Source organism: Shewanella sp. FeAMO (assembly GCF_053653955.1).
The window spans coordinates 2,131,685-2,146,722 of sequence record NZ_CM132201.1 but is presented as its reverse complement, the minus strand read 5'-3'; the positions used below and the strand labels follow the sequence as shown (position 1 = coordinate 2,146,722).

Below are 15,038 nucleotides of genomic sequence, written 5' to 3'. Positions count from 1 at the left end.
AGCCTGGCGGCTTTCATGTTTTTTGACTTTACAAGATTCACCGGAAAACCATCGACTCCGAAGAGGTTTTTATGTCCCGTAACATTATGTTGATCCCCATAGGCACTGGCGTCGGTCTGACGTCTATCAGCCTGGGGATGGTTCGTGCATTGGAACGCCACGGCGTTAAAGTGCAATTCTTTAAACCCATTTCCCAGTTGCGCCCGCAGGATCACGGCCCTGAGCGCTCAACCACCATCCTCAGCAAGTCCCCCACGGTCAACCCGCTTGAGCCGTTTGAAATGGCCCACGCCGAAGCGCTGATCCGCGCCGATCAGACGGATGTGCTGATGGAGCAAATCATCGCCCGCGCCAGTGAAATTGCCGATAACACTGAAACCCTGATCATCGAAGGCCTGGTGCACACCCGTAGCCATCCGTTTGCCGATGATGTCAATTATGCCATTGCCAAGGCGCTCGACGCCGATGTGATCTTTGTGGCAACCCCAGGCAACGATAGCCCGACCGGGCTGATGAACCGCCTCGAAATCGCCTTTAACTCTTGGGGCGGCAACAAGAACAAACGTCTTATCGGTGCCATCATCAACAAGATTGGCGCGCCGGTGGACGACGAAGGCCGTGCCCGTCCGGATCTGTCTGAAGTATTCGACCATCAGGACGTTCAGCGCAGCGATACTGCCGGTATGTTCCAGTTGCCGGGCAAGAGCCCACTGAGGATCCTCGGCAGCGTGCCTTACAACCTGGATCTGGTGTCCCCCAGAGCATCCGACTTGGCCAAGCACCTGCGTGCCCGCATCATCAATGCCGGTGAGATGAACACTCGCCGTCTGCGCAAGGTAACCTTCTGTGCCCGCTCTATTCCCAACATGGTGCAGCACATTAAGACAGACTCGCTGCTGGTCACCTCTGGCGATCGCTCCGATGTTATCGTATCTGCCTGTCTGGCAGCGATGAACGGCGTCAAGATTGGTGCCTTGCTGCTGAGCGGCGGTTATGAACCTGAGCCTGAGATCATGGCCTTGTGTGAACAGGCCTTTGAAACCGGCCTGCCTGTGTTCCTTATCGATACCAATACCTGGCAAACCTCGCTCAATATTCAACGCTTTGACCACGAAGTACCTGTGGACGATGCAGTGCGTATTGAACTGGTACAGGAATATGTTGCCGGTCATATCGATCAGAGCTGGATTGAAAGCGTCACCGAGAACTCGCCCCGCGAGCACCGCCTGTCGCCACCGGCTTTCCGCTACAAACTTACCGAGCTGGCCCGCGCCGCCCGTAAGACCGTGGTGCTGCCTGAAGGCGATGAGCCGCGCACCATCAAAGCCGCCGCCATCTGCGCCGAGCGCGGTATTGCCCGCTGTGTACTGCTAGGCAAACGCGACGAGATTCTGCGTATCGCAGCCCAGCAGGATGTCATTCTGGGAGAGGATGTCGAGATTATCGATCCCGATGAAGTGCGTGAGCGCTATGTCGAACCTATGCTGGATCTTCGCCGCCACAAGGGCCTGACCGAAGTGGTTGCCCGTGAGCAGTTGGAAGACAACATGGTGCTGGGCACCATGATGCTGGCCCAGAATGAAGTGGACGGTATCGTTTCCGGTGCAGTCAACACCACGGCCAACACCATTCGTCCACCACTGCAGCTGATTAAGACAGCGCCCGGCTCCAGCCTGGTCTCTTCCATCTTCTTCATGCTGATGCCGGATCAAGTGCTGGTATATGGTGATTGCGCCATCAACCCGGATCCCAATGCCGAGCAGTTGGCCGATATCGCCATCCAATCGGCCGAGTCGGCCAAAGCCTTCGGCATTGAACCCAGAGTCGCGATGATCAGCTACTCTACCGGTGACTCAGGGACAGGCTCGGATGTGGATAAGGTGCGCGAAGCCACCCGGATTGCCAAAGAGAAGCGTCCGGATCTGGTGATTGACGGCCCACTGCAGTACGACGCCGCAGTAATGCCCAACGTGGCTCGCTCCAAGGCGCCGGACAGCCCGGTTGCCGGTAAGGCGACTGTGTTTGTATTCCCGGATCTCAACACGGGTAACACCACTTATAAGGCGGTTCAACGAAGCGCCGATCTGATCAGCATAGGCCCTATGCTGCAAGGTATGCGTAAGCCGGTGAACGATCTCTCCCGTGGCGCCTTGGTGGATGACATAGTCTACACCATCGCCCTGACCGCTATTCAGGCCACTCAGAGTAATTAATGGCCAGATAGCCAATTCAAGAAAAGCGTCTGCTCCGGCAGGCGCTTTTTTGTGGTCTATTTCACATAGGAGTGTACTCACTCAGCGAGCATCAAAAGCCGGGGAACAGATTGGGTAATGAAAGGTTTATCAGGATAAATCGATGCCGGCCTGCGCACCTGCGCGTCTTTTCAACCTACCCTTTGGAGCTGGCAGCTCAAACCTCTATAAGAACTGATATTGGATACTGACTGCGGCTTTTATCAGCAAAAGCTGTACAAAATCAACGCAAAGGATCCTTTACGCCAGTTATGATTCAGTCAGGAATGAGTCATTAGGAAAGAAACGGATAGGGAAAAGTGCCAAGCGTCAAAAAATAACCAGCGACAATTTAACGACGATATCAATCGCTTAGGAAGTATCTATCGAGTCTTCAACACTCTTGTCCACAGATTCTGTGGATAAGAATCTCTGCGCTATCCTCTTTATATGCCACAGGATCGCCGATCCCGTCAAGCGTGCGGCATCGGCTTGCGATCAATACTAAAAAAACCGATACTGTTTGGCACCAATCATCAGGGTCAACACTATGAGATATTTACTTTTTCTTTGTCTGCTAGGCCTATTTGGCTGCAATGATGACCCGAGTAAAGCCACCATAGATAGCCCGGAACAAGTCGCCCTGGGATTCTTTCAGGCCATCTACGTAGATAAGGATGTCGAGAAGGCAACCCATTATGTCGATGATCCGATGAAGGAGGTGCTGAAAAGTTACTATATCGCCGCCTCTGTACAGCGCCATATGCTCAATCTACAGATGACAGATGTCACCCTGGAGATTGAAGAGATAGATATCGACTTCTTTCGCAAGTTCACCGATGACGTGACTGTCGTGGTCAAATTTACCGGCCGTAGAGGTGGCCGCCCCTGGGTCGATGACAGAACCATTCGCCTGCATAAACGGGGCCGGGCCTGGGTGATAGTGGAAATTCTCCCGGAAACCGGCAAGATCAACTCAGGTTCCCTGTAATAATTGTGCACTGACCCACGCAAGGGCCGAAGAGGTTTATCCCTCAAAGCCCGCCGTGCTAAACTCACAGGCAATTTTCACTCAGTCTGATTACTATGAAACAACTGTTGGATTTCCTGCCGCTGGTCATCTTCTTTGCCGTTTATAAGTTTTACGATATCTATGTCGCCAGTGGCGCCTTGATAGCCGCAACGGCGCTGCAACTCGTGGTGACCTACCTGCTGTACCGCAAGCTTGAGAAAATGCATCTCATCACCTTTGCCATGGTGGCCGTATTCGGTACCCTGACCTTGGTGTTTCACGACGATGCCTTTATCAAATGGAAAGTCACCATAGTCTATGCCCTGTTCGCCTTGGGTCTGGGTGTCAGCCAATTGCTGAATAAGCCTGTACTCAAGGGCATGCTGGGGCAGGAACTCAAGGTCGCCGACAAGATATGGGCCAGAGTCACCTGGTACTGGGTCAGTTTCTTTATTATCTGCGGCCTTATCAATATCTATGTCGCCTTCAGTCTGAGTCAGGAAACCTGGGTCAACTTCAAGGTCTTTGGCTTGACCGCAGTGACGCTGCTGAACACCATAGCAACCGTGGTTTATCTCTTTAAACACATCCCCGAAGAGCAACGCAAGGAACTCAAATAATGTGGTATATGATCTCATCCCAAGATGTTGAAAACAGCCTGGAAAAACGTCTTGCCGCTCGTCCGGCCCATCTACAGCGCCTGCAATTGCTGGCCGATGAAGGACGATTGATGCTGGCCGGTCCACATCCCGCCGTGGACAGTGAAAACCCGGGGGACGCCGGATTCAGCGGCTCTTTGGTGGTGGCCGAGTTTGAGTCGCTGGAAGCCGCCCAGGCCTGGGCCAATGCCGATCCTTATGTTGCCGCCGGCGTTTATCTGAGTGTTATCGTTAAACCCTTCAAACGAGTGCTGCCCTGATGAAAATCGTTTCCTTCAATATCAACGGACTGAGAGCTCGTCTGCATCAACTGCAACAGTTGATAGACAGTCACCAGCCGGACATCATAGGGCTGCAGGAAACCAAGGTGCACGACGAAGCCTTCCCTCTGGCCGAAGTGGAGGCCATGGGGTATCAGGTACATTTCCACGGTGGCAAAGCCCACTATGGCGTGGCTCTGTTATCCAAACAGGCCCCCATTGAGGTTCAAAGAGGCTTTCCCACCGACGATGAAGATGCCCAGCGCCGGCTTATCGCCGGAAAGTTCATTCAGGACAACGGCCGGGTGCTGACAGTGATCAACGGCTACTTCCCCCAGGGGGAGAATATCAATCACGAGACCAAGTACCCGGCCAAGCGTAAGTTTTACGCCGATCTGATGCAGTATCTGCAAAACTCATTCAGCCCGGATCAGGATATTGCCATCATAGGGGATATCAATATTTCGCCGCTGGATCTGGATATCGGCATCGGCGATGCCAATGCCAAACGTTGGCTGAAGACAGGTAAATGCAGCTTCCAGCCGGAAGAGCGTGAATGGTTGCAAACCCTGCTGGATTGGGGTTTAGTGGATACTTTCCGCCAGTTGCATCCACAGCGCAGCGAACGCTACTCCTGGTTTGATTATCGCAGCCGTGGCTTTGATGATAACCGCGGCCTGCGTATCGATGTGATCCTGGCAACCGAGTCGCTGGCAAGCCGTTTGAGTGAGGCCGATGTGGATTACGCGCTTCGCGGCATCGACAAACCCTCGGATCACGCGCCTATCTGGAGCTGTTTTCGCTGACATTGTCGTTAATGCTTGACGCTGACCACAGCAAGCGGCACGCCTGAAGCAAAAAACAAAGCTCAGGAAACGCTATAACGCAAAACGCCGACATCTGATGATGCCGGCGTTTTTTTATGGCTCAGCTGTCTAGCAGTTCAACTGGTTTTATACTGTGCCAACAGCCGGGTCAGAGCGGCAGAAGCCTGGGCCAGTTTTTGACTCAGCTCTATCGCCCTTTCGCTGGCCTGGCGCATCTGATCCGAGTGGCTGCGGATATCGCCAAGCTGCGAGCTGATCTCCCGGGCCGACACGCTTTGCTCTTCGGCCGAGGCAGCGATTTGGCTGCTGCGATCAAATACCGCATCCACTGAGCCACGCATCCCCTCAACATCTGTACCCACCTGAATGATCGCCTGGCGGCTTTCGTCGGCCTGCGACACTATCGCCTCGGTCAACTGAGACAAATTACGGCTGCCCGCCTGCAAACCCTCAATCATACGTTGAATTTCCACTGTCGCTTCCTGGGTTCGCCCCGCCAGGGTCCGCACCTCGTCGGCAACCACGGCAAAGCCGCGCCCCTGTTCTCCGGCTCTGGCAGCCTCGATGGCGGCATTGAGCGCCAGCAGATTGGTCTGCTCGGAAATACCATCAATAGTGGTCACCACGGCGCCAATCTCGGTGGCATCCCGCGAAAGTTGCGATACCGAAGAGAAAGCCTCGGCAATCCGGCCCGACAACTCACCTATACTGGCAACTGTTTCTGCTATGTGTCTGGCGCCCTGTCCCATCTGAGAGGCATTGTCCCGGGTCTGGGAAGAGGTTTCGGCGGCGTTGTGGGACACTTCGGTAATGGCATTGCTCATCTGCTCCATCGCCGTGGCCACAGTATCGAGAAACTGCCACTGAATTTTGCCCATCTCATCACCGGCGGCGGCTTGCTCGGCAAATTCGGAAGCCGCCATCGACAAGGTTTCGGCATTGCTGCTGATGGCGGTGACCATTTCGCTCATGTTATCGGCGCAGCGATCAATCTCGCGGGCTATCAGGCTGAAATCATCTGTGCCGAAGAAATTGAGCCTGAAGCTCAAATCGCCGTCAGCCAGGCGTTTGATTGCCATATACATATCCCAGAGCCCGCCGCCGAGAGAGGTGGAGATCCAATAGCTGAGTTGAAACAATGGCAACAGCCCGACAAAAGCCCACAGCAGCAACCAGTTTGCCCGGCTGAGCATCTCTTGCTCCGGCAGTGTTAAGCTGTCACCGAGCCAGTAGTTGCCGTCACGGCTACTGAGCATGACTTTCACCTCGGCGCGCGGTTCATTGCGGCTAAGGCCTTGCTGCTGTAGCCAAAGATCGCGCCCCTGCTTGGGCGCCAGCTGGAGCAGGGTCTCGGCTTTGGCTTTTAAACGCGCCTCAGCGCCCTGGGTTACACTGGCATCCAACTGCCACCAGTTGGCCAGTGCGATAGCGGCGGTTATGGCGGTAACCAGCGAACACACAAGCCAGAATTTACCGTTGAGACTGAACTTAATCAGCATGGCATCAACTTTTCTAAACTGGATCTGCTTCATCAGTGCTCCTCAGCGCGAAGCTAAAAGCCGGGACAGGACCCTGGCAGTATAATCTATTACTCCACCACCCTTTCGACCGGCAGAGGTTTTGTTTGAGTTTGACGACTGCGGCTGGTTTGGCAATAGCCCATGAGATCGGTCAAGCGACTCATGGCATAACCGAATACGGCACCAATCAGCAGCGGCGGCATAATAGCCGCAATATCCGCCGACATGGCAAAGGTGATGCAACAACCAATAAAGGCACCGGGAATAAAGTTAAGTTTACCGAAGCAGGCCTGCAGGCACATGGCACTGGTGGCTATGCCGGTGAAGATCCAGCCGAATACCGGCGAGACAAAGAAGCTGCTGCCGCTGATGATAAGCCAGGCCCAGAATACTCCCGATGTATTGGTGCACCAGGCCTGAAGCAAACCGGCGAACCCACTGCGTCCTTGAGCAAAGAAAGTACTGCACCCCAGAAACCCTATCCAGGTGATCAGACCAAAGGTGTCGGCAACCCCACACCATACAGTGGCCAAGAGGCCGGCAGATATTGCTGCATGCCAACGCTGTTGCATAGGAGTATCTCCACAAAATGTAACTATTGGTTAAATTACCCCGTTTTTGATAACAAAAACCGGATCTACACCAAAAAAGGGCCTATTAATGCCGAGACCTGGCTCACTTTGCAAACATTTAGTAGTAAAAAAACAATAATGGAGTGAATTTCAGCCAAATAAAAACCCGGGCATGCCCGGGTCAGTTGCAACTGGAATAGCCTCAATCGGCCAGTAGCTGATCGGCAACGAAAGGGTTGTTTCGCCGCTCTTCACCAAAGCTCGACATAGGGCCGTGGCCGGGAATGAAGTTGACCTGCTCGCCCAAGGGCCAGAGTTTGTAACGAATGGAGTCAATCAACTGCTGATAGTTGGAGCCGGGAAAGTCAGTACGGCCTATAGAGCCACGAAAGAGGACATCTCCCACCCAGGCCAGGTTCTCTTCGCGGTCAAAGAAGATCACATGCCCGGGTGTATGCCCCGGACAGTGAAACACCTGCAATGCCTGCTCTCCCAATGTAACCTCTTCACCATCTTCGAGATAACGGTCTGCCTCGAAGGCTTCACAGGCCGGGAAACCAAAGTTCTGGCTTTGGCGTGGCAGGTTCTCCAGCCAGAATTTATCGTCGATATGCGGGCCAATAATCTGCACGCCACACTCGGTGGCCAAAGCCTTGGCGGCACCGACATGATCTATGTGTCCGTGAGTCAAAAGAATATATTGCAACTGCAGGCCGTGCTGCGCCAGGGCATCCATGATGCGCTCATGGTTACCGCCTGGATCTATCACAGCGGCTTTGCCACTCTTCTCACACCAGATGAGGCTGCAATTCTGCTGGAAAGGGGTCACTGGGATGATCTGGTATTTCATTACACACACTCGCAGGCTGTTATCGTTCCATGATCGATAGATCGTCTCGATGCATGATCCACCAACCCGGCAACAGAAAAATTGATCCCGGGCAGGAAAGCGACAGATAAGCGGCTTTTCTGGCGCCGGTTTGCAGCGCAGGGATTTTTGTATACAATTTTGAGCCATCCAACCTTCAAGCCCAAGGCCCTACATGATAACAGACAGCCGTCTTGCTGGCATCCTGAGCCGCAAACACTTCTTCTCTCTGCCACTGGATTATCAGCATCCCACCGGGGAACAACTGCAAATTTTTGCCAGGGAGCTTATCGGCACCCAGGATAACGCCGCGACCCTGCCACTCCTGGTGTTCTTTCAGGGTGGCCCGGGCTTTGGTGCTGCCCGCCCCCTTACCAATGGCGGCTGGATTAAAAGAGCGCTCAAGGAGTATAGGGTACTCTTGCTGGATCAGCGTGGTACTGGTCTTTCAAGCCCGGTCAGCTTCAAGACACTGGACGGCATGACGCCTGACGAACAGGCTGAGCACCTGAGCCATCTTCGCGCCGACAACATCATCCGCGATGCCGAGGCGATTCGGGCGCAACTGAGCCCTGATACTCCCTGGAGCATTCTCGGTCAGAGTTTCGGTGGCTTTTGCGTACTCAGATATCTGAGCGCCGCGCCGCAAGGGCTCAAGGAAGCCTTTATTACCGGCGGTATCCCTTCCCTTGATCGCCCCGCTGCCGAGGTTTACCGGGCAACTTATCAACGCCTGCTGGCCAAAAATCAGGATTTCTTTACCCGCTTCAAAGATGCCAAAGCCCTATTGGCCGAGCTAAGAGGCTTTATCAATAGCCATGAGGCGCGCCTGGCCACAGGAGAACGGCTGACCCAGGAAATGCTGCAACTTTTGGGTGTCAACTTAGGCATGGAGCAAGGGCCGGAGGCGGTCTACTATCTGCTGGAGCAAGCCTTGATAGATACCCCAAGTGGCAAGGCGCTCAATCCCCTGTTTGAGGCGCAGTTCTGCCAAATGCTGGATTACAATACCAACCCGCTGTTTGCCATCATGCACGAGTCCATCTACTGCCAGCAGCAAGCCGCAAACTGGGCCGCCCACAGGGTGCGGGGCGAATATCCGGCTTTTGCCCCGGACGCCGAAGAGCTGCTTTTCAGCGGTGAGATGATTTACCCCTGGATGTTCGAACAGTTTGCCAACCTCAAGCCGCTGAAAGCCTGCGCCGAATTGCTGGCCGCCAAAGCCGATTGGCCTTCACTCTATGACCCGAACATTCTTGCCAATAACCGTGTACCTGTCGCCGCTGCCATCTACAGCGAAGATATGTATGTCGAGCAGGCCTACAGCCTGGAAACCGCCGCCAGAGTCGGCAACCTCAAGTATTGGTTGACCTCTGAATATGAGCACAATGGCATACGCATGGATGGTGAGCGGATCCTCGATAAGCTGATTGCGCTCAATCGCGGCCAGGCGCTCAGGTGAATTCAGCTTGGGTTAATTTTAAAAGCGCACACTGAACTTGGTTCCACATCCATTGACGCTTTGCTTAAACGCTTGTTTCGGTGTCGTCCCGGTCTGCCCTTTTTGGCAGACCTTTTTTTATCCAAAAAAAACCGCAGCCAAGGCTGCGGTGGAAATAACGGACTGGGTCCAATCCAAAGAATACAGGGAGACTCGAACCGCCGACTTAGCGCTTCATTGCTGGATAGGTGAACTCATGGCACTGATTGCAATAAACCTTGCTCTCTTTGTGCTCCTGATGGCAGTAAGTACATGGCAAGTCCGTGCCATAGTGCAGGCTGTCATGGGGGTTGGGTTCAACATCATGACCGGCGTTGGCCGGACGTGCTGTCTGCTTGGCAACATCTTCAGGAGTGCCGTGGCAGGCTTCACAGGCTGTCGCATCAGGAATGGTCTTGCGCTTGGCATCACCATGGCAGGCGGCGCAATCGACACGACCATTTTCAGCTGTCATGACTTCTTTGTGGTAGTCCTTGATCTTCATGGCGTTGGCCGCTCCAGGCAGCAACAAGGCGCAGGCTACAAGAACAGTGGATATCATCTTCAACATCTTGGGCTTCCTGTTGCGGGGCAGTTGCCTGCCCCGCTCTTCTATCAGTAGTTGGCAATAAAGTCGTGTGACGCCTGAATGTCAGGAGTGAAAGGACGATCTTTGCTTACGAAAGGCACTTTCTGACGATAACCTTCATACATGGCACCTGTGGCTTTACCCTGCTTCAGGCTCTTGTCGTGCATCTTGCGCAGATCGATAGCTTGAGTAGAGTGCAACAGCTCCAGACCATAGATGGTGTTGGTGTTGTCAACAATCTGGATCAGGTTGTCAGAAGCCAGTTTCAGGTTGGTGAAAGTGTCTTCGATGTTACCGGCAATTTGGATACCATCGAATGAAACCGGGCTAGCCAATTGCTTGTTACGCACCTGCATGTCAACGAAGGCTTTCTGGATAGCACCGAAAGCATGACCATTGTTTTCCGGACCGGCCAGGAAGCGGCTCAGACGGGTAAAGTGGGCATCAGACAGGTGGATAGTGCGCATTACACTGTTGTGAGACACGTGAGTCAGGGCAGTGCTCAGGTTCTGTACCGCCAGGGCAACAGGCAGAGGCTCGAAGTTGGTGGTTGGGAACACACCACCCTTGCCTTCAACCATGTATTTGGCTACCTGAGGGAACTGGCTGTAGTCCTTGGATGCGCCCAGTACTACGGCTGGGTTATCGTCTGAGTGGTTGATCTGGATATCAATCACTTCGCCCAGATCCACCAGGGCTTTCTTGGCACTGGCCAGAGTGTAGGCTGTGGTGCGATAGCTCAGAGGATCCTGCAGCGGACGCTCATCATTCAGTTGCCACAGATAGCTGCCATCCAGTTGCGCCAGAATATCTTGAGTCGTTGCCTGAATATAAGGGAAAGGACGGATATCATTGGTTTGTGGCAGGAAAGGTGCCACGTTACCATTCAAACCTTCAAGGCTCAGACCGAATACGGTTGGAGACACTTCCAGCAGGTGCTTGGCATCCTGATAGCCCTTCATCGCATAGGCTACAGCCACTGCGTTGTTGGACAGGATAGACAGGGCATCTTTACCCATAGGCTCCAGCAAAGGAACTCCGGCATCGGCCATGGCTTCACGGCTGCTGACACGCTTGCCCTTGTAGAACACTTCCCACTCACCAATCATCGCCAGACCTACATGAGAGGCCAGCAGGATGTCGGCTTCACCCACAGTACCCTGTGAAGGGATAACAGGAGTAATACCCTTGTTCAGGTAGGCTTCGTAAAGGTCGGCAACCACAGGCTGAACCCCGGTTTGACCGGCCAGAATGGTGTTCAGACGCACGGCCAGAGCCACACGGGTCAGACGCACTGGCATAGGCTCGCCGACACCGGCACTGTGAGCGCGCAGCGTGCTGTAGTTGAAGCTACGGGAAGCATCCATAACGGCGGCACTCAGCTCACCATTGGCATCAAACAGCTTATGGTCTTTGTTCAGGCCCACACCTACAGTCAGACCATAGACAGGCTTGCCCAGACGCGCAGCTTCCATCAGCAACTCGTGAGACTTAACCAGTTTGGTGCGTGCCTGAGAGGCTACTTTGACTTTGGCGCCATCGGCAATGGCCCAGGCTTGTTCCTGAGTCATGTGCTTGCCATCCAGAACCACTTGTTCCATTGCCAGAGCACTGCCTGACATCAGGCCCAGCGTCAGCGACGCCAGCATTAGAGATTTGTTCATCATCTTACTCCTTGTTATTGAATTTGTTACGCTTGCTTCAGTGCTACCGGCTTGGCAGCGGCACAGTTACGGCCTGCATTACGGCCGGTGACAATACCTTCAGCCACAGCACAGGCACCGAGGCGGCTGGCACCGTGAATACCGCCGGTGGATTCGCCGGCCGCATACAAGCCTGCAATCGGTTGGTTACTGACCAGATGCAGGACTTCAGAATTGGTATTAACCTTGACACCACCCATGCAGTAGTGAACTTTCGGCCACATACGCACCGCGTACCATGGGCCCTTGTCCAGCACTATGGCTTCCTGCATTGGACGACCAAACTCTTTGTCTTCACCGCTCTTGACCGCTTCGTTCCAGCGGGCCACCTGCGCCTTGAGCTTGTCGGCCGGCATACCATAGGCCTTGGCCAATTCATCCAGAGTGTCGGCCTTGGTGATCACCTTGTACTTGATACCCCAATCCAGCGTCTGGGCATTCTTGGCACCTTCGGCATTGGTAAAGCCAATGGGATACACAGGGTTGTTGTGCTCATCTCTGCGGGTCATGATGGCATCGGCACGCGCCTTACGGTCGGCCAGCTCATTAAAGAAACGCTCACCGGTGCGCACATCCACCACTATGCCGTGAGGATAAGTGGCAATGGTGTTGAACTGGGATGCAGTACCAAAACCTTTCTCATCGGGTGATGCCCATGGGCCCAGCTGAATTTGATCCAGATGGATAGGGTTGGCCCCCAGAAGCATCATCTGCTTCAGTGCTTCAGAGGTCGCACCCGGATGGTTGGTTGAGTCCAGGTCATTGTTCAGCTCAGGCAGCTGCATCATGCGATATTCGATATCCCGACCAAAGCCGCCGGTCGCCATGATCACCCCTTTGCGGGCACCTATGGTGCGTATCTTACCTGTCCGCTCCCGTGGGAAATAATAACCTTCACGAACCTCGACCCCGATCACGCGGCCTTCAGCATCACGGATAAAAGATTCGAGCTTTGTTTGATTTTTCATGATCACGCCTTTGGCGCGGGCGGCCTTGACCAGCGGACGTATGATACCGGCGCCGGAGCTTTCTACTGTCTGCAGTACCCGCTGCACACTGTGACCACCGAAATGCTGTACGAAAGGCTTCCACTTAACGCCGTAGTCAATCAGCCACTGGCAGGACTCTGCCGTGCCGTTACATACCAGCTTGAGCATCTCAACATCATTCATGCCACGACCTGCGCGCAACATGTCGGCCACCATGGCATCTACTGAATCTTCAATACCGGCCTGCTTTTGCAACGGAGAACCGGCAACCGCCATGGCACCACCATTAATGGTTGAGTTGCCGCCAAAAACCGGCATCTTGTCGATAACCATTACGCTGACACCGGCTTCACGAGCCTGCAGGGCTGCTGCCATACCGGCAAAGCCACTGCCGACTACCAATACGTCTACCAGTTCATCAAAGGATTCCGGCGCCTGTTCGCGGCACTGGGCCATGGCACCACTGCTGACAGCCATCCCCACCCCGGTCACTGCCAGAGCGGCGCCGCCCTTGAGCAACTGACGACGACCACTGTCTATTTTCTGTTTTTCTGTCATGTACTTATTTTCCTTTCATGCAGGGAAAGAACTCAGTCAACCAGTTGCACTGGCCATGCCAACTAACCAAAAAGAGGTGCTCAGGGGGAGATTTATGATTACGGCCACAGAATCACGAAATATAAAGATCTACAATCACGAAACTTCGCGGTTTATTTGAAATATCAATGGAAAAACACTTTTATTACGAGTGTACCAGGCGGCTCTGTAGTAGCCTGCAGTTGGAAACCTCGCTTAAACACTACTTCGACTATGTACGTGACTCAGTGCCACTCGATGGCCTGTTCATTAATATTTATCGAAAAGAATTCAATGATATACAATTTATCGCCCAGGCCAGCGAAACGCAGGCAAGCACGCTTGATGTCCAGGTTTCCCTCCCAGAGGGACTGGCCAAAACGCTGGAAGATCCCGATAGGCCGAGGGTGAGGATTGTTAACGACATTGATCATGATCCCGTGACATCCCAGGTTGCCCCCAAGGTGATCCCCGGGATCCGCTCGCTGATCATTTTACGTATGTCGATGGAAGATACCCATTTGGGCATAGTAGGTTTTTACTCCAAGAGTGCCGGTACCTTCCGCCCCCGACACGCAGATATGTTGGCGCCGCAGATGAGCACCTTTGCCCTGATCACTGCCCTCAACCTCAGAGGTCGTAATCTGCTGCTGGAAAATCAGGCGCTGGCCAAACAAAACGTTAGCCTCCAACGCACGCTGGATGTGCAAAACGGTGTGGTCGGTGCCAACTCGGGGCTGAAACAGGTGATGCAACAAGTGCAATCCATCGCCCATCTCAACACCACAGTACTGATGCTGGGGGAAACCGGTTGCGGAAAAGAGGTGATTGCCAACGCCATTCATGAACTCTCGGCCAGGGCCGGCAAACCCTTTGTCAAAGTCAACTGCGGCGCCATTCCCGAGACCCTTATCGACTCAGAGCTGTTCGGCTATGAGAAAGGCGCCTTTACCGGCGCCGAATCGCGCAAGGCCGGTTATTTTGAACAGGCCAACGGCGGCACCATCTTCCTCGATGAGATTGGTGAACTGCCACTCTCGGCTCAAGTGAGACTGCTGCGGGTACTGCAAAACAGCACCATTACCCGAGTCGGTGGCCATGAACAGGTACACCTGAACATCAGAGTGATAGCGGCAACCCACAGGCACCTGCAAGCCATGGTGCATCAGGGGGATTTTCGTGAGGATCTCTGGTATCGGCTGGCGGTATTCCCGATAGACATCCCCTCTTTACGCCAGCGGCGCACAGATATCCCTCTGTTGGTGCAGCATTTTATTGAACAGCTGAGCGCCCGATTCCAGTTGATCAAACTGCCCTGTATCCGCCCTGAGCAGTTGGTCATTCTCAGTCAGTACAATTGGCCCGGCAATGTCAGGGAGCTGATCAATGTGCTGGAGCGGGCCATCATTCAAAACCCGGCCGGACCACTGGACTTCAGTTTCCTGGCGCCGCAAACCGAAGCCGTGGCCACCGCCAGCGGCCAGACCATAGTGGTCGACCCCAGCCATGCGGGCAATCAACTGGTACCGCTGGAAACCATGACCCGTAAATACATAGAGCACGCCCTTAAAGTGACCGGCGGCAAGCTCTACGGCCCCGGCGGCGCTGCCGAGCTGTTGGATATTAACCCCAATACTTTGCGCAGCAAGATGAAAAAACTGGGGATCGTTTAGAAACAGGACATAGCAAACGACTCTGGGCAGGAGCAAGCTAATTCCGGCGGGGAAAAATAACATAAAAGGCCGAAAGTCA

Annotated in this window: 13 protein-coding genes; 7 read left to right on the top strand and 6 right to left on the bottom strand. The window is 53.9% G+C overall.

What is annotated here, in order from left to right; translation table 11 throughout:
• The first annotated feature begins 71 nt into the window (after positions 1 to 71).
• From pta to xthA, 5 genes are all read left to right on the top strand, one after another.
• Entirely contained in the window at positions 72 to 2,213 is a 2,142-nt protein-coding gene (pta, locus tag ACWAU4_RS09640; RefSeq protein ID WP_107004683.1) for a phosphate acetyltransferase, read from the top strand.
• 568 nt (positions 2,214 to 2,781) lie between these two features.
• Positions 2,782 to 3,222 carry a hypothetical protein gene (locus ACWAU4_RS09635; RefSeq protein ID WP_025011776.1) on the top strand — a complete coding sequence of 147 codons (441 nt, stop codon included), beginning with the start codon at positions 2,782 to 2,784 and terminating at the stop codon, positions 3,220 to 3,222.
• A 95-nt stretch (positions 3,223 to 3,317) separates the two neighbouring features.
• On the top strand, positions 3,318 to 3,863 hold the full coding sequence (locus tag ACWAU4_RS09630) for a septation protein A (protein ID WP_025011775.1): 546 nt from the start codon (positions 3,318 to 3,320) through the stop codon (positions 3,861 to 3,863).
• Positions 3,863 to 4,162: a YciI family protein gene (locus ACWAU4_RS09625; RefSeq protein WP_025011774.1), complete on the top strand. Its 300-nt coding sequence runs from the start codon at positions 3,863 to 3,865 to the stop codon at positions 4,160 to 4,162. The genes ACWAU4_RS09630 and ACWAU4_RS09625 overlap by 1 nt, the downstream gene beginning before the upstream one ends.
• Positions 4,162 to 4,968, top strand: coding sequence for an exodeoxyribonuclease III (xthA, locus tag ACWAU4_RS09620; protein WP_208125848.1), 807 nt, complete (start codon positions 4,162 to 4,164; stop codon positions 4,966 to 4,968). The genes ACWAU4_RS09625 and xthA overlap by 1 nt, the downstream gene beginning before the upstream one ends.
• Before the next feature lie 137 nt (positions 4,969 to 5,105).
• Here xthA and ACWAU4_RS09615 read toward each other — a convergent pair whose 3' ends face one another.
• The 3 genes from ACWAU4_RS09615 to ACWAU4_RS09605 all read right to left on the bottom strand — a co-directional run bounded on the left by ACWAU4_RS09615 (position 5,106) and on the right by ACWAU4_RS09605 (position 7,931).
• Entirely contained in the window at positions 5,106 to 6,521 is a 1,416-nt protein-coding gene (locus ACWAU4_RS09615; protein WP_208125846.1) for a methyl-accepting chemotaxis protein, read from the bottom strand.
• 56 nt (positions 6,522 to 6,577) lie between these two features.
• On the bottom strand, positions 6,578 to 7,081 hold the full coding sequence (locus ACWAU4_RS09610) for a DUF1097 domain-containing protein (protein ID WP_025889517.1): 504 nt from the start codon (positions 7,079 to 7,081) through the stop codon (positions 6,578 to 6,580).
• Between the two features lie 202 nt (positions 7,082 to 7,283).
• Entirely contained in the window at positions 7,284 to 7,931 is a 648-nt protein-coding gene (locus ACWAU4_RS09605; protein WP_208125844.1) for an MBL fold metallo-hydrolase, read from the bottom strand.
• A gap of 193 nt (positions 7,932 to 8,124) precedes the next feature.
• Between ACWAU4_RS09605 and ACWAU4_RS09600 the strand changes: the two genes are divergently transcribed.
• A complete protein-coding gene (locus tag ACWAU4_RS09600) occupies positions 8,125 to 9,411 on the top strand; it encodes an alpha/beta fold hydrolase (RefSeq protein ID WP_208125843.1) in 1,287 nt (428 codons plus the stop codon).
• Positions 9,412 to 9,616: 205 nt separating this feature from the next.
• Here ACWAU4_RS09600 and ACWAU4_RS09595 read toward each other — a convergent pair whose 3' ends face one another.
• Genes ACWAU4_RS09595 through ACWAU4_RS09585 form a run of 3 tightly spaced genes read right to left on the bottom strand, consistent with a single transcriptional unit; the run spans position 9,617 to position 13,268 of the window.
• Positions 9,617 to 10,000, bottom strand: coding sequence for a cytochrome c3 family protein (locus ACWAU4_RS09595; protein WP_025010509.1), 384 nt, complete (start codon positions 9,998 to 10,000; stop codon positions 9,617 to 9,619).
• Between the two features lie 44 nt (positions 10,001 to 10,044).
• Positions 10,045 to 11,682 (bottom strand): HAL/PAL/TAL family ammonia-lyase, encoded by a 1,638-nt coding sequence (locus tag ACWAU4_RS09590; protein WP_093983307.1) that lies wholly within the window; start codon positions 11,680 to 11,682, stop codon positions 10,045 to 10,047.
• A gap of 26 nt (positions 11,683 to 11,708) precedes the next feature.
• On the bottom strand, positions 11,709 to 13,268 hold the full coding sequence (locus ACWAU4_RS09585) for a flavocytochrome c (protein WP_025010507.1): 1,560 nt from the start codon (positions 13,266 to 13,268) through the stop codon (positions 11,709 to 11,711).
• A gap of 167 nt (positions 13,269 to 13,435) precedes the next feature.
• Between ACWAU4_RS09585 and ACWAU4_RS09580 the strand changes: the two genes are divergently transcribed.
• Positions 13,436 to 14,959 carry a sigma-54-dependent Fis family transcriptional regulator gene (locus tag ACWAU4_RS09580; protein ID WP_208125841.1) on the top strand — a complete coding sequence of 508 codons (1,524 nt, stop codon included), beginning with the start codon at positions 13,436 to 13,438 and terminating at the stop codon, positions 14,957 to 14,959.
• Positions 14,960 to 15,038: the final 79 nt, after the last annotated feature.